General features: G+C 72.7%; 16 protein-coding genes. 3 read left to right on the forward strand and 13 right to left on the reverse strand.

The genetic code is table 11. From position 1 onward, the window contains the following. Positions 1 to 145: 145 nt before the first annotated feature. The 13 genes from OZN99_RS08700 to OZN99_RS08760 form a co-directional block, all read right to left on the reverse strand. Complete coding sequence (locus OZN99_RS08700) at positions 146 to 865, reverse strand: endonuclease/exonuclease/phosphatase family protein (RefSeq protein WP_270934815.1); 720 nt, start codon at positions 863 to 865, stop codon at positions 146 to 148. A 9-nt stretch (positions 866 to 874) separates the two neighbouring features. After that, positions 875 to 1,423 (reverse strand): hypothetical protein, encoded by a 549-nt coding sequence (locus OZN99_RS08705; protein ID WP_270934816.1) that lies wholly within the window; start codon positions 1,421 to 1,423, stop codon positions 875 to 877. Positions 1,424 to 1,492: 69 nt separating this feature from the next. After that, on the reverse strand, positions 1,493 to 2,527 hold the full coding sequence (locus OZN99_RS08710; RefSeq protein WP_270934817.1) for a glycoside hydrolase family 43 protein: 1,035 nt from the start codon (positions 2,525 to 2,527) through the stop codon (positions 1,493 to 1,495). Between the two features lie 50 nt (positions 2,528 to 2,577). Beyond that, on the reverse strand, positions 2,578 to 4,167 hold the full coding sequence (locus tag OZN99_RS08715) for an ABC transporter substrate-binding protein (RefSeq protein ID WP_270934818.1): 1,590 nt from the start codon (positions 4,165 to 4,167) through the stop codon (positions 2,578 to 2,580). Between the two features lie 65 nt (positions 4,168 to 4,232). Beyond that, positions 4,233 to 5,621, reverse strand: coding sequence for an amidohydrolase family protein (locus OZN99_RS08720; protein WP_270934819.1), 1,389 nt, complete (start codon positions 5,619 to 5,621; stop codon positions 4,233 to 4,235). A gap of 90 nt (positions 5,622 to 5,711) precedes the next feature. After that, positions 5,712 to 6,944: a glycosyltransferase family 2 protein gene (locus OZN99_RS08725; protein WP_270934820.1), complete on the reverse strand. Its 1,233-nt coding sequence runs from the start codon at positions 6,942 to 6,944 to the stop codon at positions 5,712 to 5,714. Between the two features lie 207 nt (positions 6,945 to 7,151). Beyond that, entirely contained in the window at positions 7,152 to 8,183 is a 1,032-nt protein-coding gene (locus OZN99_RS08730) for a heme-dependent oxidative N-demethylase family protein (RefSeq protein ID WP_270934821.1), read from the reverse strand. Next, positions 8,180 to 9,061 (reverse strand): alpha/beta fold hydrolase, encoded by an 882-nt coding sequence (locus OZN99_RS08735; protein ID WP_270934822.1) that lies wholly within the window; start codon positions 9,059 to 9,061, stop codon positions 8,180 to 8,182. The genes OZN99_RS08730 and OZN99_RS08735 overlap by 4 nt, the downstream gene beginning before the upstream one ends. A gap of 50 nt (positions 9,062 to 9,111) precedes the next feature. Beyond that, on the reverse strand, positions 9,112 to 9,894 hold the full coding sequence (locus tag OZN99_RS08740; protein WP_270934823.1) for an SDR family oxidoreductase: 783 nt from the start codon (positions 9,892 to 9,894) through the stop codon (positions 9,112 to 9,114). A gap of 60 nt (positions 9,895 to 9,954) precedes the next feature. Then, entirely contained in the window at positions 9,955 to 10,455 is a 501-nt protein-coding gene (locus tag OZN99_RS08745) for an ureidoglycolate lyase (RefSeq protein WP_270934824.1), read from the reverse strand. Beyond that, positions 10,452 to 11,888, reverse strand: coding sequence for an FAD/NAD(P)-binding protein (locus tag OZN99_RS08750; protein ID WP_270934825.1), 1,437 nt, complete (start codon positions 11,886 to 11,888; stop codon positions 10,452 to 10,454). Before OZN99_RS08750 ends, OZN99_RS08745 begins: the two co-directional genes overlap by 4 nt. A 283-nt stretch (positions 11,889 to 12,171) precedes the next feature. Further along, entirely contained in the window at positions 12,172 to 14,823 is a 2,652-nt protein-coding gene (locus OZN99_RS08755; RefSeq protein WP_270934826.1) for an AMP-binding protein, read from the reverse strand. A gap of 20 nt (positions 14,824 to 14,843) precedes the next feature. Then, positions 14,844 to 16,058 (reverse strand): solute carrier family 23 protein, encoded by a 1,215-nt coding sequence (locus OZN99_RS08760; protein ID WP_270934827.1) that lies wholly within the window; start codon positions 16,056 to 16,058, stop codon positions 14,844 to 14,846. A gap of 626 nt (positions 16,059 to 16,684) precedes the next feature. Here OZN99_RS08760 and OZN99_RS08765 point away from each other — a divergent pair. From OZN99_RS08765 to OZN99_RS08775, 3 genes are all read left to right on the forward strand, one after another. After that, positions 16,685 to 18,310: an ABC transporter substrate-binding protein gene (locus OZN99_RS08765; protein WP_270934828.1), complete on the forward strand. Its 1,626-nt coding sequence runs from the start codon at positions 16,685 to 16,687 to the stop codon at positions 18,308 to 18,310. 7 nt (positions 18,311 to 18,317) lie between these two features. After that, a complete protein-coding gene (locus OZN99_RS08770; RefSeq protein ID WP_270934829.1) occupies positions 18,318 to 19,346 on the forward strand; it encodes an ABC transporter ATP-binding protein in 1,029 nt (342 codons plus the stop codon). Further along, a partial coding sequence (locus tag OZN99_RS08775) for an ABC transporter ATP-binding protein (RefSeq protein WP_270934830.1) occupies positions 19,343 to 20,262 on the forward strand: 920 nt, incomplete at its 3' end. The genes OZN99_RS08770 and OZN99_RS08775, both read left to right, overlap by 4 nt.

Consider the following 20,262-nt stretch of genomic DNA (forward strand, 5'->3'; position numbering starts at 1 on the left):
GTCGCGCGGCGCGGCGTCGCCGAGGCTGGCGATGGGCGGCGCGCCGCGGCGCACGGCGAGCAGCGCGGCGGCGGCACGGCGGATGTCGGCTTCGGTCATCGGTCTCGGTCCATGTGCGGGCGCGCCCATGATCGCGCCGGCACGCTCAGCCCGGAAGCCCCGCGCCGGGGAGACCGCGCGGCTCCACCCGGGCCGTCAGCGGCAGATGGTCGGAGGCTCGGCGGGCGAGCGGCGAATCATGCACGGCCAGGTCGCCCACCAGGCCGGGCGGATAGCCCATGATCCGGTCGAGCGAGAGGCGTGGCTGGAAGGCGGGAAAGGTCGGCGCCGGTCGCGGCGTGCCGAACAGCTCCGCCAGCACGGCCAGGGCCGATCCCGCAGGCCGCCACTCGTTCAGGTCGCCAAGCAGCAGCGTCGGCATCGGCGGCCCGCTGCGCAGCGCAGCCAGGATCGCCGCGGCCTGCAGTCGCCGCCGGCCGCCACTCAGGCTGAGATGCGTCGCCACTACCCGGAACGGCCCCACGCCGAGGTCGAGCTCGGCCAGCACCCCGCCGCGCGGCTCCCACCCGCCGAGGCGCAGGCCGACCGGCGGGCGCAGCAGCCGAGCCTCGCGCCGCACCAGAACGACATTGCCGCGCCAGCCCTGCTCGCCGACGCGGCCCGTGACGTCCAGCGGCCGCAGGCCCGTCGCAGCCTCGATCGCGGCGGCGTCGAACATGCCGCGGCCGGGTCGCAGCCAATGCTGGGCCTCCTGCAGCGCGATCAGGTCGGGCGCGATCTCCGCGATCACGCCGGCGATGCGCTCCGGCCCGAAGCGCCCGAAGCTGTCGCGGCCGCGATGCGCGTTGTAGGTGGCGACCCGCATGGCCAAGCGTCAGCGCGGCCGGGAGGCCTGCGCCGCGGGCACGAGGGCCGCGGCGAGCGCGGTGCCGAGCGTCGTGAGCAGGATGTCGGTAAGGGTGTCCGTGCCGTTGCCGATCAGCCCGGCCCACCATTCGAAGGCTTCCCACGCCAGCGACAGCGCCAAGCCGAAGGCGCCGCCTGACATCGCCAGCCGCAAGGCGCTGCGCGGGCGCCCATCCGCCTGCAGCAGCGCCCCGACGACCGCGCCCGCCAGCAGGCCGCTCAGCAGGTGCACGGCCTCGTCATAGGGATTGGCGCCATGGAACCAGCTGAGGCCGTAACCCGGCGTGCTGATCAGGCTGGCCAACACCGGTGTCGCGTCGTATCGCCGCGGCAGCGCCCGCAGGCGCCAGGGCAGCCGCGCCATGCGCTCGCGCGGCGGCAGGATCAAGAAGACGCAACCGAGCACGGCCAGCACGGTGCCGAGCGCAGCGTTGCGCTTGTCCACCGCCCAGAGCGCCGCGGCCGCCAGGCCCAGGGCACCCAGGCACACCCAGGCGAACCGCGACTGCCGCGGCATGCGCATCCCCCTGTCGGTCGTGCAGGCCCCGAACGCGTCGATCCGCCCGGCGTTCATTCCCGCGCCGCGTCACGCCACGCGCACGACCGGCCCGGGGCGCAGCCCGGCGGAGGGCGAGCCGTCCTCGACGAAGGGCATCCCGTCCGTGCCGAACTGCAGCGGGTCCAGGCAGAGCTGCCGCAGCGGGATGCCCCGGCGCCCGCCCGTGCCGATCACGTCCTCCGTCCCGGGGATCAGCGCCTCGCCGCGCACCGCGTGGTAGAAGATCCAGTGCTGGCCGATGGCGTCCTGCACCACGAAGACCTGCCCGCAGCGGTTCCACGTCGCATTTTCCCGCAGCAGCAGCGACCCGCCGGCCGGCCGGCGGAAGCGGTCCAGCGGATCCGACCCGCCTTCGAAGACATGCACGCGGTAGGGCCCGGACCAGGTGCAGACGCCGGAGACGAGCATCAGCGGCGCGCCGTCGCCCGGCCGCTCGATCACATGCGCGCCTTCCCACAGGTGCTCGTCGGGGTTGGCGGGATCGGGCGCGAGCACGTCCTGCGGCACGGAACCCGGCGCGAAGGCCATGCCATCCGCGCGCAGCTCCCGCCCCCGGATCGGGCCGTGCCCCGACCCCCAGTAGAGCACCTGCCCGCCTGACCGCGACGAGCGGAAGAAGCAGGGATCGATGGTGGTGAAGGCGCGTCCGCGCGCCAGCACGACAGGATCGCCGAACCCGGTCGGCGTGCTGGCACGCGCCACGAAGATGCCGTGACCCGCCTCGCCCGCCTCGGCATGGTCGTCGAACTTCAAGGAGCCGTAGAATACCCAGTCGCGCGGCCCGAGGCGACGCACATCCGGTGCCCAGCAGGCACGGAAGCGCGTGGCGTTCGGGATCGGCGCGGCGATCGCGCCGGCCTCGGCGCCCGGCGGATGCGTCTGCCACCGCACCAGGTCGCGGGAGCGCGCGACCTTGAAGCGGCGCGGCGGCTCCGGCTCGTGCTCGTCATCCGTCGCGTAGCACCAGTACCAGCCTTCGTCGTCCGGGCCGGCGACGGCGGGATCCGCCCAGGGCTCCTCGATCAGCGGGTTGGCGTAGGTCGTCTCGACGAAGCGCGCCATCGCCTGCCCCTGCGCGGCCACGCCCTGCGGCCACCAGGGACGTAAAGGCGTCAATCCTTCTCGAGGTTCCAGTAGAACAGCGCCGGCCCGGGCAGCATGCCGCGCAGCGAGGCGCGGTGTGCGATGACGCTGCGGTACTGGCCGAGCGGGATCAGCGTCACGTGCTCCACATGCAGCCGCTCCAGCTCCTTCAGGATGCGCTGCCGCGCCGCGGCATCGGTCTCGAAGGTCCAGGCGCGCGTGAGCTCGCCGACGCGCGGGTTGCAGGGCCAGCCGAACCAGGCCTCCTCGCAATGCCGCGCGAAGGTGTTGAGCAGCGGGTTGGAAATGCCGGTGATCGTCGCGTTGGTGACGAAGACGTTCCACCCGCCGCGCGCCGGCGGCTCGCGGGACGCGCGGCGCTGCACCAGCGCGCTCCAGTCCATCGCCTGCAGGTCCACATTGGCGCCGATCCGGCGCAGCGCATCGGCCGCCAGCAGCGCGCCCGGGTGCAATGTGGCGTTGTCGGCGGGGTCCATCACCACGATCGGCCGGCCGTCATAGCCGGCGGCGCGCAGCGCCTCCGCGGCCTGTCCGGGTGCCATGCGCGGCCAGCCGAGCGCCTCGTGCTGAGGCGGCTCGTTCGCGCCGCAACCGAAGATCGCCGCGCATTCGCGCGACGGCGTGCGGTCGCCCACGGTGGCGTGCATGAAGTCCTGCTGGCGCACCGCCGACATCAGCGCCCGCCGCGCCTCCACCTTGTCGAAGGGCGGGTGCAGGTGGTTGATCACCATGAAGAGCTGGTAGCCGAGCGGGTCGTTCGGCGCGACCACCACGCCGCGCGCGCGCTGCAGCCGGTCCACCAGGTCGGGCGCGGGCGATTCCAGCAGGTCGAACTCGCCGGTCATCAGCCCGCTCGCGGCCGTCGCGGCATCCGGCGTGTAGATGGATTCCACGCGGTCCACGCGCACCACCTTGCCGCCGGCCGCCTGGCTGGGCGGCTCGTCGCGCGGGACGTAGCGGGCGAACTTCTCGTACACCACCTTCACGCCCGGCACCCATTCCTGCCGCAGGAAGCGGAAGGGTCCGGAGCCGATCACCTCCGTGACCTGCGCATTCGGGTCGGTGCGCGCCAGGCGCTCCGGCATCATGAAGGGCACGTTGCTGTCGATCTTGCCCAGTGCCTCCAGCACGAAGCCGACGGGCTGGCGCAGGCGCAGGCGGAAGGTGGTGTCGTCCAACGCCGAGAGGTCCTCGGTCACCCCCAGCAGCGCACGGCCCATTCCGTCCCGCGCGCCCCAGCGGCGGACGGAGGCGACGCAATCCGCCGCGCGCACCGGCGTATCGTCGTGCCACATCAGCCCGCGGCGGAGCGTGAAGGTCCAGCTGCGCCCGTCGCCGCTGACGTCGTAGGCGCCGACCATCTGCGGCTGCGGGCGGTTCTGCGCATCCAGTGCGAACAGCGTGTCCCAGACCAGGTAGCCGTGGTTGCGCGTGATGTAGGCCGTAGTCCAGATGGGATCGAGCGCGCGCAGGTCGCCGATCGGGACGGAGCGGATCACCTTGCCCGCCGCCTGCCCGGCAGCCCGGCGCCCGCTGGCGGAGAGGATCGCAGGCGCGGCGACCGTCGCCGCGATCACGTCACGTCGGCTGATCCGCATGGAAGCCTCCTCGAAGCCGGCCTAGCCTAGTCATCGGTTCGGCACGGGTTCAAGCGGCGCGCGAGTCACGGCGCCGGCGCGAAGCCCGGCGGCACCTCGATGTCCGGCCGCTCCGCGAACAGCCTCGCCCAGGCGCGCCGTGCGATGCGGTCGGCATCCCGCACGATCGCCGCCTCGTCCATGGTCCGCACCACGCCGTCCCGCATGACCCAGCTTCCGTCCACCATCACCGCCTCCACGTCGGCGGCCTGGCCCTGGTGCACGAAGGTGGAGACCAGGCGCATCAGCGGCACCAGGTGCGGCCGGTCGGTGCGGATCATGATCAGGTCGGCGCGGTTCCCCGGCGCAAGCCAGCCGCCATCGGGCACGCCGCAGGCGCGGTAGCCGTTGCGCGTCGCCCAGCCCAGCGCCTGCTCCGGTGTCGGGTTGCGGCCGTCCTCGCGCCGGATGCGCTCCATGAACAGGCCGGTGCGCATCACCTCCACCATGTCTTCCGCCATGTTGTCGGAGCCCATGGCGATGTTGCAGCCCTCCGCTTCCAGCGCGGAGATCCGCGGGCTGAGCCCGCGCCGCGCGGCGATGGCGGAGTTGAAGGCGACGGAAGTCCGCGCGCGGCCGAGCAGCTTCTCCTCCCGGTGCGCCATGCAGCGGCAATGCGCGGCGACCAGCCGGTCGTGCAGGAAGTCCAGGCTCGCCAGGTATTCGGTGGGCAGCATGCCGTCGCGCTGTGCCTGCACCGCTGCCACCTCGCCCCAGATCTGGTTCAGGTGGATGGTGCAGAGCGTATCCAGCTTCTGCTGCAGGTCGCGCAGCCGGCGCAGCAGCGCGGGCGAGCACATGTCCGGCGCCCAGGCCGCGACGCCGACGGTGATCCGCCCCTCCGCCGCGCCGTGCCACGTCGCGTGCAGGCGCGCGATGCGCTCGAAGCCCTCGTCGGCCAGGCGTTCCGACACCTCGAAGGGGGCGGGATCGCCGATGCCGGCCCCGGCGCGGTCCCAGGCGCGCTCCGCCAGCACCATGCGCAGCCCGGTCGCGGCCATCTGCGGCGCGTAGCTCGCGATGTCCACGCCATCCTCCAGCACCAGCGTGGTGCCGCTGCGGATCGCCTCCAGAGCGCCGAGCTGGCACATCACCGCGTTCTCCTCGGCGGAGAGCTTCGGCAGCGGGATCGGCGCCAGCCCGCCGCAGAAGGGCGGCTTGTGGGGCGGCGAGAGGTCCTCGTAGACGCCGCGCGCCAGCGTCAGGCCGAGATGGGTATGGACATTGGCGAAGCCCGGCAGCACGGCGCGATCGCGCCCGTCCACGGCCTCGGCGTCCGGGAAGCGGGCGCGGATCTCGCGGCTCGGCCCGATGGCGGCGATGCGCCCGCCCTCGATGGCGATCGCGGCGTCATGGTGAACGGCGTCGTCCGGGCCGGCGGTGACGACGGTGGTGCCGTGGATGACGGTGGCCATGGCGCGATCCCTCCGCGACGGGTGGAGGGTATCGTAGGGGCGCGGCCGCGGCCTGCACCAGTGCCGGGCGGACCCCCGCCCCGCATCTCGTCAGGACTGCCGCGCGGCCGGGCCTGCGGGCGCGGCGATCGGCGCGCCGCGGATCTCCAGCACGCTGGCGAAGAAGCTCCCGGAGGCCAACTGCAGCCCCAGCAGGATCAGCACCGCGGAGGGGATCACCAGCCGCATGGTCTGGTCGGCGTGCAGCTCGCCGAAGGCTTCCGCCTGCCACAGGCCCAGCGCCACGACGCCCAGCGCCAGCCCTGCCAGCACGAGGATGCCCGCCGCGATCAGCACGCGCTCCAGCTGCAGCCGCGCCAGCCAGCCGGTGAAGCCCGGGTCCGGCGGCACGATGCCCTCGCGCATCCCGTAGATCTTCGCGAAGACCCAGAACAGCATGAAGTGCATCCCCACCACCAGCAGCAGGGCCGCGTAGAGCAGGGTGTGGATGTCGAAGGTGACGCCGCCCACCATGCGCGGCGCCGGCAGCAGCCACGCCGTAAGCAGCCCGCCCAGCGCGAACATGGCCGCGCCGGGGTAGAGGAACAGGCCGCGCGGGCTGAACAGCAGCAGGAAGCGCAGGTGGCGCCAGCCGTCGCGCCAGCTGCGCAGATGCGGCGGCCGCGACCGCCCATCCGGCGAGAGGGTCGTCGGCACCTCCGTGATCCGCAGGCGCTGGACGGTCGCCTTCACGACCATTTCGCTGGCGAACTCCATCCCCGTCGCGCGAAGGTCGAGGCGCAGCATGGCGGCACGGTCGAAGCCGCGCAGGCCGCAATGGAAGTCGCCCACCGGGCTGCGGAACAGCAGGCGGCCGATGCCCGTCAGCACGGGGTTGCCGAGGTAGCGGTGCAGCGGCGGCATCGCGCCGGGCTGGATGCCGCCCAGAAAGCGGTTGCCCATCACCAGGGCGTAGCCTTCGCGCAGCTTCGCCACGAAGGCGTCCAGGTTGCTGAAGTCGTAGCTGTCGTCGCTGTCGCCCATGATCACGTAGCGGCCGCGCGCCGCCGCGATGCCGCCGATCAGGGCGGCGCCGTAGCCGCGCGTCGGGATGGGCACGACGCGCGCCCCGCCGGCCTCGGCGATCGCCTGGGAGCCGTCGGTGCTGCCGTTGTCCGCGATGAGGATCTCGCCCGCGATGCCGCGGCTGGCCAGGAAGGCGCTCGCCTTGGCGATGCAGCGCCCGAGCGTCTCGGCCTCGTTGAGGCAGGGCATCAGGATCGTCAGCTCGCACGCCGCCGCGGTCGTCCGCTCTCGGTCGTGCTCCAGGACGTCGTCGCGCACGGCGGGCAGCCACCTCCATGACGGGGCGCACCGAGGAACGGCAGGCGGGCGGCACCGCGCCAAGGACCCCATCCCGGGTTGAATGACCCCTCGCCCGGCGCACCCCGGACGCGGGCTTCTGGCAAAAAGCCGGGCGAAGCGCAATCAGCGCTTGGCGTCCGGGCCGCCGGATCGGCACGGGCCGAGCCGGCGGAGGGAGCCCGCTTCTCAGCGGGCGGGGACGGCTCCCCTGGCGACCTCGTCCAGATGCGCCAGCAGGGCGTCGCGGAACACCGGCAGGCTCTTGTAGGCCTGCATCGCCGGCGGCAGCGCGCGCACCGCCGCCGCCAGCCGCGCGGCGACGCCCGGCAGTGCCGCGATGTGTGCAATCGGATAGCTGTGCACGCGGATGCCGAACACGACGGAGCCGGACCGCTCCAGCAGCCGGAAGGTCTGGCGCTCCACGCGCAGATGCAGGCGTGTCCCGGCGGTGGCAGTGGTGATGCTGGGATCGACCCCCGTGCGGTGCTTCCCGAAAGGCTGGAACAGCGCGGGGTCGTCCACCACCGACCAGTTCAGCCGCATCGCGATCCGCCCGGCGCGCAGATGGCGCAGGAAGCGGTCCACCGGCCCGCCGAGACGCTCGGCGTAGAAGGGCACGGGCCCATGCACCTCCAGCAGCGGCAAGCCGATCTTCTCGCCCAGCCGCCAGCGGCTGGGCGCGCAAAGCACCGCCGCGTCCAGCACCGGCCCGGTGGCGTCGGGGCGGATCAGGCACAGATCTTCCTGCACCAGGCGGCCCGCGACCTCCAGCGGGTCGCAGGGCGGCGCGGCCAGGTCCCATGTCTCATTGGTCAGCACGTTGCGCAGCCGCTCGCCGTCGCGCCGGAACCATGCGGGATGATGCTCCACCAGATGGGCGGCGAGGACCGCCAGAAGCTCGGCCCTCGCCGCCTCGCTGCCCGGGCAGGTCGCGAAGACCTCGGCATGGCGGCGCGCCAGCAGGTCACGGCGCTCCGTCATCTCGGCGGGGTAGCGCTCGTCGAGCTCGATCCAGTTTGCCGCCGGGCAGGCCAGCAGGCCCATGGCCATGCGGAAGGGGCCGTCCTCGAACGGCAGGTGGATCGCCTCCGGCGGCAGTGTCGCGTCGGTCATCGCGCAGCGCCTGTAGCGTGCGGGCGCAACCGGCGCCACACGGCGCGTGGCGCCGTCCACCGCCTCGGCGGCAAGCAGGACCAGGGCCGGGTCGATCGCGGTCAATCGACCTTCATCACCTCGGCCGCATTGGCGCGCGGGTCGCGCCGGTCCCAGCGGCCCGCCTCGACGGTCGCAATGAACTCGGCCAGGAAGCGGTTGAACAGGTCCGGCTCTTCAAGGTTCAACGTGTGGCCGGCCTTGGGGAATACCGCCAGGCCGCAGCGCGGGATCACGCGCTTCAGGAACAGGGCGGGCTGCAGGCAATGGTCGTCCTCGTCGCCGGTCATCACCAGCACGGGCACGTCGCAGGCGCGGAATGCCGCCTCCAGATCGTACAGCGAGGGACGGCGCATCTGCACGCCGCGCATGGTCCGCGCGCTGCCCTCGGCCGAGTGCTCGCGCAGCCAGCCCTCGAATTCCCGCCAGCCGCGCGGATCCTTGTTCTGGAACTGCACGCGCGACGCGCCGAGCGCATAGGTCTTCCCGAAGGCGTCGGCGCCCTGTGTCTCGAACCCCTCCGCCACCTTGGCGGACACGCCGCGGAAGTAGTCTTCGTAAGCCTTCTCCGCGCCGTAGCCGGCCCCCGCCGCGACCACCGACAGCGCACGGTCGGGATGGCGCAGCGCCAGATGCAGCGCGGCGAAGCCGCCCATCGACAGCCCGACCACATGCGCGCGCGCGATCCCCAGCCCGTCCAGCACCGCGATGGCGTCGGCAACGGCGATCGCCTGGCTGTAGCTCTCGACCTCCGGCGGCACGTCGGAGGGCGGATAGCCCCGCGCGGCATAGGTGACGCAGCGGTGGCGGCGCGCGAAGGCGCGCAGCTGCGGCTCCCAGCTGCGATGGTCGCCGCCGAACTCGTGGACGAACAGGATCGGGGTGCCGCTGCCGGCCTCCTCGACCCAGAGGCGCACGCCGTCCGGCGCGGTCACATGGGGCATGGGCCCGCTCCTCTCACAACAGCGGCGGCAGACCGTGCATCGCCCGGCGCCTAGATGATGCTGCCGCGGGAGGCGATGCCGCCGTCGATCGTCACCACCGTGCCGGTGATGTAACCGGCGCGCGGCGAGGCGAGGAACAGGATGAGGTCGGCCACCTCCTCCGGCGTCGCGGGCCGCTTGCCCGGATACTTGTCGAACAATTCCTGCCAGCGCCCCTCGTCGCCGTACCAGTCCAGCGCCCGGCGCTTCATCAGCTTGACCATGCGGTCGGTCGCCACCGGCCCCGGATTGACCCCCACGACGCGTACGCCATGGTCCAGCGAAACGGCGCCCAGCGCCTTCGTGAAGGCCATCAGGCTGGCATTGCCGGAGGAGCCGGCGATGTAGCGCGCGTCCCAGTTCTCGCCGCTGTTGCCGATGTCGTTGACGATCACACCGCGGCCCCGCGCCTTCATGCGCGTCCAGTAGGCGCGCGTCAGGCTGATGTAGCCGAACACCTTCAGGTCCCAGCCGCGTCGCCAGGCGGCATCGTCCACCGCCTCGATGTCGCCGGCCGGGATGTCGCCGGCGTTGTTCACCAGCACGTCCACCTCGCCGACCCGCGCCGCCAGCGCCTGCATCGCAGCATCGTCGGCCAGGTCGCCGGCATGGACCGTGACCCTCACGCCGAACTCCGCCTCAAGCGCCGCCTTCGCCGCCTCCATCGGCGCCGCCGAGCGCGCCGCCAGGTGCAGGTCGCAGCCCTCCGCCGCGAAGGCGCGCGCGCAGGACAGGCCGATGCCCTTGGAGGCGCCGGTGATCAGCACGGTCTGGCCGCGAATCCCGAGTTCCATGCTACCCTCCTCCTCGTCCCGGGCGCACCGCAGCGCGGGTCTGCATCCTGTCTCCGTGGCTCAGGGGACGATCTCGAACACCAGGCCGAAGTTCGCGTCGAAGCGCACGGTGTGGTGGTCGGTCTCGTTGGTGTCGGACAGTTCGAGGTTCAGGAAATCCTGCTCCGGCGCCGTGAAGAAGGGGCCGGCGTGCCACGTGCCCCGCTTCAGCGCCAGCGCGACGTCGCCTCCGATGCGGAAGCAGACGACCTGCGCCGGATCGGGTGTCGCGTCCGGCGCATCCGGATCGCCGGGCGGCGCCAGGCAGGCGAACCAGTCGGCGCCCCCGGTCGCGGCCAGGCACTGCGTGACTCGGGTGTGGCGCGTGATGCCGCGCACCAGCATCGGGCGGTGCGGGATCCGCATGATGTAGAGCCGCGGGGTGCCCCTCCCCAGTTCCAGCTGCGCATCGGCCGGCCCGAAGGGCGTGCCGTCTTCGCCTGGCTCGATCAACGTGCCGTAGGGGGCGATCGCCGCCGCCGTGGCCGGCCGGGGCAGCAGGCGAATGATCTGCTCGCTCATGCAGCGGCGTCCTCCTGCGTCGCGAAGGGACGCAGCTCGGCGTGCTCGCCCTCCATGAACTCGGCCCAGTCCTGCCCCTGCTGGTCCAGCACCAGCGCGCGCTTCACGCCCTCCACCAGGCGCGGCGCGACATACTTCATCGTGCTGACCGAGGCGGCGACCGGCCCCAGGCTGAGATTGGCCGAGCTGATGATGGTCAGCACGCGCGAGAGCCAGGGCGCCTGGCCCGGCTCGCGCTCGGTGAAGGCGCCGAAGCGGTCGAGATAAGGGGCGGCGGCCATGCCCTCATGCGCCTGTCCCGGCGGCGGCACGAAGCGGTCGCGCCAGCGCGCCGCGTGACGCACGATCTCCGCCAGTTCCGGGCAGCGCGCCATGTCGGGCTGGTAGCCCGTGGCGACGCCGATGACGTCGTAGGCCGCACGACGCCCGCCGCCTTCCACCACGATTTCCATGCCGGTCCAGCGAAGGCTCTCCCACGGGAAGCCGGTGCGCAGCGCGAAGCCGGGCAGCGCCATCGCCGCGTCGAAGGTCGGTTGCGGCGGCGGCTGGCCGATCTCCTTCAGCCGCCAGTGATACGCCCATTTCGCCGCATCCGGCAGGTCCACGTAATGGCCCAGGAAGCCCGCGCTCTCCATCCAGCGGCGCGGGTTGTCGCGGGGCAGGTCCGGCCGGCGCACGCAGACATCGGCCTGCACCGCGCCTTCCTTCAATGCCGCGATCGCCAGGTCGAAGGCGGAGGCGCCGGCGCCGAGAATGCCCACCCGCCGTCCGCGCAGCCGCGCAGCGTCGAACACTTCCAGCGCGTTCACCACGCGATCGGCCGGCACGGCACGCGCGATCGCTGCCGGGACCACGTGGCCGCCCGCGCCCTTCGCGCCCGTTGCGAGCACGACCGTCGCGGCGAAGCGCGTCGCGGGCCCGTCCGGCGTCATGAAGCCGAGCTCGATCAGCGTGCCGCCGGCGGCCGGACGCAGCGACACCAGCCGCCATCCGTTCCGCACCGACAGGCCGGTCACGTGGCGGAACCAGGCCAGGTACTCCGTCCAGGCGGTGCGCGGCACGCGGAACATCCGCTCCCACGCCGCCGCGCCGTGCTGCGCTTCCCACCACGCACGGAAGGACAGCGCCGGCAGGCCGCATTCCGGGCCGGCGAGGTATTTCGGCGTGCGCAGCATCTCCATGCGCGCGAAGGTGGCCCAGGGGCCCTCGCGACCCGCCGGGCTGTCGTCGAACAGCGCCACCTCCGCGACGCGCTCGCGCTGCAGCAGCGCGCCGACGGCCAGGCCATACTGGCCCGCGCCGATCACCGCGCAGGCCAGCGCCGGAGCTCCGTCCGGCCCCGGGCGCGGCACCACCCAGTCGCGCGATGGATAGGCCAGGATGTCCAGCTGCCGTGCGACCTCGCGCTCCAGCGTCTCGAGGCCGGTGGTCATGCCGGCCGGGCTCGCACGGTGCCGCTGCCGGGCGCGGCTGCGCTATGGACGACGAGGCTCCGCATGGTCCCTCCGCCGCGGGATCGGCCGCAGGATAGACGCGGGGCTGCGTTCCGCATCCGTCATCCAGCGACCGGAAACGCTGCCACCCGCACCAGCCGCACATCGAATCGGCAGTTTCCCCGCCGGCCGATGCAGGCCGCCCAGGCAGCAGGCAGACGCCGCGCAAACCCGCAGGCCTCGCACTCGGCTGCGCAGCCCGACGCTCCGCCCGGCGCGCCGATCAGCCCGCGGAGAACGCCGCCGCAGGTGCGGCACCTGCAGCACCCGCCGCAGCGGCCTGCAGAATGGCCTGCGCCATCGCTGGGCGATGCGCCGCATCCAGCACGCCATGATGATCGGCCGGCACGGGCACCACGGTGAGCCGCGTGCAGTGGCGCCGCCAGCCGAGATCCTCAGCCGCGCCATCGTTCCGCAGCTCGGCACGCAGCAGCGTGACGGGAATGCCGAGCGGCGCGGCACCCGCCTCGGCGCGGCGCATGTCACGCAGCGCCAGATCCCGCAGGCCATTCGCCAGGTGGGTCTGGACATGCACGCGCAACTCCTCCGCGGCGCGCGGCCAGGTGCCGCGGGCGAAGCGCAGCAGCAGGCGCGATTCCACGGTCAGGCGCTCCGTCAGGATCGCCGCCAGCCGGTCGAGCCGGCCCAGACCCCAGGCCGGATCCGCCAACCGGGCCAGGTCGCGCCGGACCCCCGCCAGCCGACGCCCGGCCCGCTGCACCGGCGCATCCGCCGGCTGATCGGCCGGGCAGTCCACCATGACCAGGAACCGCACCTCGCGCCCGGCATCGAGCAGCGCCCTGGCCACGACATGGGCGACATTGCCGCCGAAGGAGTAGCCCATCAGGCCGACTGGTCCGTGCGGCGCGGTCGCCTCCACCTGCTGCAGCACCGCGTCGCGCAGCAGCGCGCCGCGGTCCTTCGCCTGCAGCAGCTGCGCACCGCCCGGCCAGCGCACCAGCCGGATGTCGAGCGCGGTTCCGCAGGCCACCCGCAACTCGGGCAGGAAGGGCCAGGCGCCACCCAGCCCGGGCAGGGCGAAGACGATGCTGCCCTGGCCGGCACGCGTCCGAATGCGGTCGGGCGGGCCATCCAGGGCGCCGGCCATCTCGCTCGGCCGCATCGCCGGATGGAAGGCGTCGAGCGGCAGGTCGCGGCCCACGGCGCGCTCCAGCAGCAGGACCAGGTGCATCAGGCGAAGCGAGTCCCCGCCCGCCTCGTCGAAGGGCAGGTCGGCGCGCAGCGAGTCCGCGTCCAGCACGTTGCGCCAGACCCGCGCGACCGCCGCCCGCGACGCCTCGCTCGCCAGCGCCGCAGGCGCTGCGCCCGGCTGACGGAAGGCGGCGTTGCGCGCGAAGGGCAGCGGATCAGGCAGCGCGCGGCGGTCCACCTTGTCGCCCGGCGTCAGCGGCAGGGCGTCCAGCGACACGACGTGGCGCGGCACCATGTAGTCCGGCAGCCGGTCCGCCACCCAGCGGCGCAGCTCGCGCGGGTCCGGCGCGGGGCCGCGCGCCACCACGAAGGCCGCCAGCTGCGTCGTGCCGGCCTGCGGATCCTCGAAGGACCGCACCGCGGCGCCGGCAACGTCGGGGTGGCGCAGCAGCACCTCCTCGATCTCCTCCGGGAGGATGCGGTGACCGCGCAGCTTGATCTGGTTGTCCACGCGCCCGACGATGCAGAGGTCGCCGGCCGCGTCGTGGCGACCGACATCCCCGGTACGGTAGAGCGCCTCGGCCGAGGTCGGATCCTCGCAGCCGAAGACGCGCCGGGTCAGGTCGGGGCGCCGCCAGTAGCCCGAGCATTGCCAGGACGTGCGCACGGCGATCTCGCCGGCCTCGCCGGGCGGTACCGGCGCGCCGTCCGCATCGACCAGCAGGATCTCATTGCCCGGCAGCGGCTGCCCCACCGGTATGCGCGCCCCCTCGGGCAAGGGGTCGGCGACGACATGGAATCCGATGTGCAGCAGTTCCGAGCTGCCGTAGCTGTTGACGAGGCGGCAACCCGCGGGAAGGACGCGGCGAGCGAGTTCCACGTCGGTCCGGTTCAGCGGCTCGGCCGAGAGCGAGACGCAGCGCAGGCTCGCCAGCTTCGCCCTGTCCTCGAGACCGGCGGCGAACTGGCGAAAGGCCGCGGGGAAGGTGGTGAGGACGGTGGAGCGGCGGCGCGCGATCTCCGGCGCCAGGCTACGCAGGCCGCCCTGCGCCGTGTCGATCACATCCAGCGCCGCGCCGCCGAACAGCGTGCCGAGCGCGACGGAGGTCCAGAAGGACTGGAAGACGCCGACGCGGTCCTCCGGCGTCAGCGCCGTCACATGCGTCCAGCACCAGGCCGCGAAGCCCGCGCAGCCATGGCTGCACATCACACCCTTCGGCGACCCGGTCGAGCCGGAGGTGTAGCGCACGAAGGCCAGGTCGCGCGGGCCGCGCCGGATGCCCGGATCGGTGGAGGGCAGGGCCGCGTCCTCCGCCGCCGCCTCCGCGTCCAGCACGGCGAGGTCGGGCTCGAACAGCGCCCGCAGGCGCGGGACGGTGGTGGCGGCGCCCAGCACGCAGCTGGCCTCGGCATGCGCGATGCGGTCGCGCAGCGCGGCATCGCCCAGCCGCGGATCCACATGGGTGAAGGCCAGCCCGGCCTTCATCACGCCCATCAGCACGATCATCAGCTCGATCGACATCGGCATGCAGATCGGCACCATGGCGCCGCGCGGTGCAGGGCTGGCGAGCAGGCAATGCGCAATACGGCCGGCGGCGGCATCGAGTTGCGCGTAGCTCACCTCCCGCGTCTCGGAGGCGAGGGCGGGGCGGTCGCCGATGGTCGCGGCATGATGCCGGACGACATCGACGAGCGTCCGTGCGGCGAAATCGGGATGCGGCATCGTCGGGGCTGCCATCGGCGTCAGTGATCGAAATGCAGGCGCACGACCCGTGCGCCGTCGCGCCCGCCGAAGGTCACGCGCGTCGCGCTCCGCCGCAACAGGAAGGCGGCCAGCCGCCGCGCGCCGTCCGGGTGCTCGGCGATCTCCTCGGGCGACGGGCGCTCGCGCACCTCCGGCAGGACCGCTCCGGCGTAGCGCAGTTCGAGGTCGAGGTTGTACTCGTCGAACCTGGCGGACAGCCGCAGCGGTCCTTGCGGCGCTGCGGTGACGACGACTGTGTCCACCAGCTCCTGCGCCGCCCATTCCGCACGCAGCACCACCTCCCGCCGCGCGCCCCAGGACGCGCCGCTCTGCTCCACGAAGCGCCCTACCGCCTCCAGGTCCGGCTGGTCCGGGTCGATGGCCAGTTCCGCCCGCTGCCGGAGCCCGATGCGGAAGACCAGGTTCAGCACGAAGCCGACCAGCGCGCCGAAGACCAGCGACGAGACGGTGATGGGTTGCAGCACCGCCGGCATGGCCCGGAAGGCGGCCGGAAAAGCCTCCACAGCCAGCCCCGCCACGATGGCCAGCCCGACCACCAGGGTCTTGCGCGTGTCGTGCATGCGGGCGGCGATCGTCTCGATGCCGCTCTTCAGCACGGCGCAGCTGACGAAGACGAGGGTCGCGCCCACGATCGGCGCCGGCATCAGCGCCAGCAGGCGCGTGATGCCCGGCAGGAAGGCCAGAAGCACGAAGGCGGCACTGGTGAAGAAGGCGACGCGCCGGCTGGCCATGCCCGTCGCCGCCGTCAGCCCGACCGAGGAGGCGCTGACATTCGCCGCCAGGACCGAGGCGCCACCCGCCGCCATGACGCCAAGCCCATCCGCCAGCACGCCGCGGCCGATCGGCTTCAGGTCCGGACGCACCCAGTCCGCGTCCAGCTGCCGCTGGCTGGCGGTGAGCACGGCGGCCGCCTTCATCGCGTTGGCCAGCGCCGCGATGACGAAGGGCAGCATCATCGTCGCATCGAAGGACATCGCCATGTGCGCGGTGCCGGGCGGCGCCAGCAGCGGCACCGCGGCGACCTCGGCGAGCCGTGCCGCCGGCAGGACGCCCAGCAGAACCGCCGCGACGTAGCCGGCCAGCATCCCGAACAGCGCGCAGGACAGGCCGAGCACGCCGCGGCTCCAGACATTCGCGGCCACCATGGTGGCCAGCGTGATGCCGGCGACGGCCCATTCCGCGCCCCCGGGCACGACGCCACCGCCGGCTGCAGCAGGTAGCGCAACCCGACCACGCCGTTCGACACGCCCACCAGGAAGATGACGATGCCCGCCACCTCTGCCGGCAGCACCCGCCGCAGCCGCGGCAGATACCGGGCGCAGGCCGCCTGCGCCGCACCGCCGAACAGCGTCATCCCCGACATCAGCGCGATCCCGCCGAGCCGCACCGCCTCCAGCGAGGGACCGAGGTAGATGGCCGTCATGGCACTCGGGGCGAGGTAGCCGCTGCCCACTGGCCCGCGCGGCAGGGCCTGCAGCGTCGTGCCGAGCGCCAGGACCAGCATCGCCCAGCCCAGCATGCCGTCCGTCGCCGCCGCATCGAGCCCGGCCTCCCGCGCGAGGATCACCGGAAAAACCAGGAAGGAGGAGGTAACCGCGACGTATTGCAGCGCACTTGCGACGGTCAGCGGGACAGGAGGAATGTCCTCCGCCAGGTACTGCATGTTGGCGGGCCGACGTGCCATCCGGCGCATCCCTGTGGGGGCGGAACGACTATCCGCGATGGTCGGCACGGACGCCAGAGTCGCGGCCGGCCGACCGCGGCTGGCACAGGGGTTGCTCATGTTGCGGCCGGCACTGCCGCACGCTGGGAACCTACGATGACGATCGATCGCCGCACCCTGCTGGGTGCATCTGGCCTCGCCATGTTGCCCGGTCTTTGGGCACCTGCGCCAGCGCAGGCCCAGGCGCCCGCCGCAGGCGGCGAACGGGTGCTGCGCTACGGCATCTCGATGGCCGACATCCCGCAGACAACCGGCCAGCCGGACCGTGGCGCCGGCGCCTACCAGTTCACCGGCCACACCATCTACGACAGCCTCGTCGCCTGGGAGATGGACGTCGCCGACCGCCCCGGCACGCTGCAGCCCGGTCTCGCCACGAGCTGGGAGGCCGACCCCGCCGACCGCCGCAAATGGGTGTTCCGCCTGCGCCAGGGCGTGAAGTTCCACGACGGCTCCGACTTCGACGCCGACGCGGTGATCTGGAACATCGAGAAGGTGATGAACAACCAGGCGCCGCATTTCGACCAGCGCCAGGCCGCCCAGGTGCGCCCGCGTCTGCCCAGCCTCGCCGCCTGGCGGAAGGTGGATGCGATGACGGTGGAGCTGACCACGCGCAGCGTGGACAGCCTGTTCCCCTACCAGATGCTGTGGTTCCTGATCTCCTCCCCGGCGCAGTACGAGCGGCTGGGCCGGAGCTGGGAGCGGTTCGCGCAGGAACCCTCGGGCACCGGGCCCTTCCGCCTCGCGCGTCTCGTCCCGCGGGAGCGGGCGGAGCTGGTGCGCAACACGGCCTACTGGAACCCGCGCCGCATGGCGAAGGTGGACCGCATCGTGCTGGTCTGCGCGCCCGACGCGGTGACACGCACCAACGCGCTGCTGTCGAACCAGGTGGACCTGATCGAGACGCCCGCGCTGGACATGCTGCCGCAGTTGCAGCGCGCGGGCATGCGCGTGGTGCAGAACGTCACGCCGCATATCTGGAACTACCATCTCTCCATGCTGGAGGGCTCGCCCTGGCGCGACGTGCGGCTGCGGCGCGCGGCGAACCTCGCGATCAACCGCAACGACGTCGTCGCGCTGCTGAACGGCCTGGCCAAGCCGGCCGAGGGCGTGGTGGACCGCTCCTCCCCCTGGTTCGGCCGGCCGGAGTTCCAGGTCCGCTTCGACCCGAACGAGGCGCGCCGCCTGGTGCGGGAGGCCGGCTTCTCGCCCCAGAACCCGCTGCGCACGCGCTTCATCGTGGCGACGGGCGGATCGGGCCAGATGCTGTCGATGCCGATGAACGAGTTCATCCAGCAGTCCTGGCGCGAGGTCGGCATCGACGTGCAGTTCCAGCCGGTCGAGCTCGAGGTGCTCTACACCGCCTGGCGCAACGGCGCGGCGCATGACTCCATGCGCGGCATCACGGCGAACAACGTCGCATACCTCACCTCCGACCCGCTCTACGCGCTGATCCGCTTCTTCCACTCCAACCAGATCGCGCCGACCGGCGTGAACTGGTCGCATTTCCGCGACGCGGAGGTGGACGGGCTGATCGACCAGGCGCTGGCCTCCTTCGACCCGGCGGAGCAGGACCGGCTCATGGCCCGCGTGCATGAGCGGGTGGTGGACCAGGCGCTTCTGGTCTTCGTGGTACACGACACCAACCCGCGCGTGCTGGGCCGCAACGTGCGCGGCTACGTCCAGGCGCAGCACTGGTTCCAGGACCTGACGACGCTCGCCTGATCCTGTCATGACCGCATTGCCGGAGGTCCTGCCGGCCCTGCCCGATGTGGGGGGGCCGGCGCAGCCGCTGCTGTCCGTGCGCGGCCTGGTGAAGCACTTCCCCCTCAAGCAGGGGGCGGGCGTCGTGCGCGCGGTGGATGGCGTCGCCTTCGACGTGAGGAAAGGCGAGACGCTCGGCATCGTGGGCGAGAGCGGCTGCGGCAAGTCCACCCTGTCACGCTTGGTCATGGCGCTGCTCGAACCCACCGCCGGCGAGGTGGTGTTCGACGGCCGCGCCGTCGGCACGCGGGAGATGCCGTTGAAGGAATACCGCCGGCAGGTGCAGATGGTCTTCCAGGACAGCTACGCCTCGCTCAACCCGCGCCTGACCATCGCCGATTCCATCGCCTTCGGGCCGACGGTGCACGGCGTCGCGAAACGCGACGCGATTCGCCGCGCGGAGGAGCTGCTCGAGGCGGTCGGGCTCGATCCGATGCTCTTCGGGCGGCGCTACCCGCACGAGCTGTCGGGCGGGCAGCGGCAGCGCGTGAACATCGCGCGCGCGCTGGCGCTGCGCCCGCGCCTGCTGATCCTGGACGAGCCGGTCTCGGCGCTGGACAAGAGCGTGGAGGCGCAGGTGCTGAACCTGCTGGTGGAGCTCAAGGCGCGCTTCGGCCTGACCTACATGTTCATCAGCCACGACCTGAACGTGGTGCAGTACATGGCCGACCGGCTGCTGGTGATGTATCTCGGCAAGGTTGTGGAGCTCGGCCCGATGGAGGCGATCTACGCCGCGGCCGTGCATCCCTACACCGCGGCGCTGCTGGACAGCCGTCCCTCGATGGATCCGTCCCGCCGACGGGAGGAGCCGCCCCTGACCGGCGATCCGCCCAACCCCGTCAACCCGCCATCGGGCTGCCGCTTCCGCACGCGCTGCGCGCGGGCGGAGGAGGTCTGCGCCGGCACCGTGCCGCCGCTCTCGCCGACGCCGGGCGGCCAGCTCGCCGCCTGCCTGATGGCGATCCCGGGCTCCGGGCACAGCGCGGCGGCCGCATGACCCAGCCCCTGGTGCATGTGCGGGACCTCCTCGTCCGCTTCGTCACGCGCGACGCGACGGTCCATGCCGTGAACGGCGTGGATTTCGACCTGGCGCCGCAGGAGGCGCTCTGCATCCTGGGCGAGAGCGGCAGCGGCAAATCCGTGACACTGCGCGCGCTGATGCGCCTCAACCCCGCGCGGCGCACCGTGATGACGGGCACGGTCCGCGTCGCCGGCCACGACATCCTCGCTGCCTCCGAACGTGCGATGGAGGACATCCGCGGCGGTGTCGTCTCCATGATCTTCCAGGAACCGATGACGGCGCTCGATCCCGTCTTCACGGTCGGCCGGCAGATCACCGAGACCATCCGCCGCCACGAGCGCGGCGTCAGCGAGGCGGAGGCGATGCGCCGCGCGCTCGAGCTCTTCGAGCTGGTGCAGATCCCCTCGGCGCAACGGCGGCTCGCGGCCTATCCGCACGAATTGTCGGGCGGGCTGCGCCAGCGCGCGATGATCGCCATGGCGCTGTCCTGCCGGCCGAAGCTTCTGCTGGCGGACGAGCCGACCACGGCGCTCGACGCCACGGTGCAGATCCAGATCCTGCTGCTGCTGAGACGCCTGCAGAAGGAGCTCGGCATGGGCGTGATCTTCGTCACCCACGACCTGGGCGTGGCGAGCGAGGTCGCGGACCGCATCGCGGTCATGTACGCCGGCCGCTTCGTGGAAGAGGGGCCGGTCGGCGCGCTGCTCGCCGCTCCGCTGCATCCCTATGCCCAGGGGCTCCTCGGCGCCACGGTGCATGCCGGGCTGCGCGGGAAGCCGCTGGTGACCATCCCGGGCGCGCCGCCGAACCTCGAGGAGCTGCCGCGCGGCTGCGCCTTCGCGCCGCGCTGCGCGGTGGCCGAGCACGCCTGCCTCGCCGCGCCGCCGGCGCT

It is taken from the genome of Falsiroseomonas oryzae, assembly GCF_027856955.1.
GTDB lineage: Bacteria > Pseudomonadota > Alphaproteobacteria > Acetobacterales > Acetobacteraceae > Falsiroseomonas > Falsiroseomonas oryzae.

Coding starts and splice junctions, on each gene's coding strand:
- OZN99_RS08700 (WP_270934815.1), bottom strand. CDS start 865: ATGCGGGTCGCCACCTACAACGCGCATCGCGGCCGCGACAGCTTCGGG.
- OZN99_RS08705 (WP_270934816.1), bottom strand. CDS start 1,423: ATGCCGCGGCAGTCGCGGTTCGCCTGGGTGTGCCTGGGTGCCCTGGGC.
- OZN99_RS08710 (WP_270934817.1), bottom strand. CDS start 2,527: ATGGCGCGCTTCGTCGAGACGACCTACGCCAACCCGCTGATCGAGGAG.
- OZN99_RS08715 (WP_270934818.1), bottom strand. CDS start 4,167: ATGCGGATCAGCCGACGTGACGTGATCGCGGCGACGGTCGCCGCGCCT.
- OZN99_RS08720 (WP_270934819.1), bottom strand. CDS start 5,621: ATGGCCACCGTCATCCACGGCACCACCGTCGTCACCGCCGGCCCGGAC.
- OZN99_RS08735 (WP_270934822.1), bottom strand. CDS start 9,061: ATGCCCCATGTGACCGCGCCGGACGGCGTGCGCCTCTGGGTCGAGGAG.
- OZN99_RS08740 (WP_270934823.1), bottom strand. CDS start 9,894: ATGGAACTCGGGATTCGCGGCCAGACCGTGCTGATCACCGGCGCCTCC.
- OZN99_RS08745 (WP_270934824.1), bottom strand. CDS start 10,455: ATGAGCGAGCAGATCATTCGCCTGCTGCCCCGGCCGGCCACGGCGGCG.
- OZN99_RS08750 (WP_270934825.1), bottom strand. CDS start 11,888: ATGACCACCGGCCTCGAGACGCTGGAGCGCGAGGTCGCACGGCAGCTG.
- OZN99_RS08755 (WP_270934826.1), bottom strand. CDS start 14,823: ATGCCGCATCCCGATTTCGCCGCACGGACGCTCGTCGATGTCGTCCGG.
- OZN99_RS08765 (WP_270934828.1), top strand. CDS start 16,685: ATGACGATCGATCGCCGCACCCTGCTGGGTGCATCTGGCCTCGCCATG.
- OZN99_RS08770 (WP_270934829.1), top strand. CDS start 18,318: ATGACCGCATTGCCGGAGGTCCTGCCGGCCCTGCCCGATGTGGGGGGG.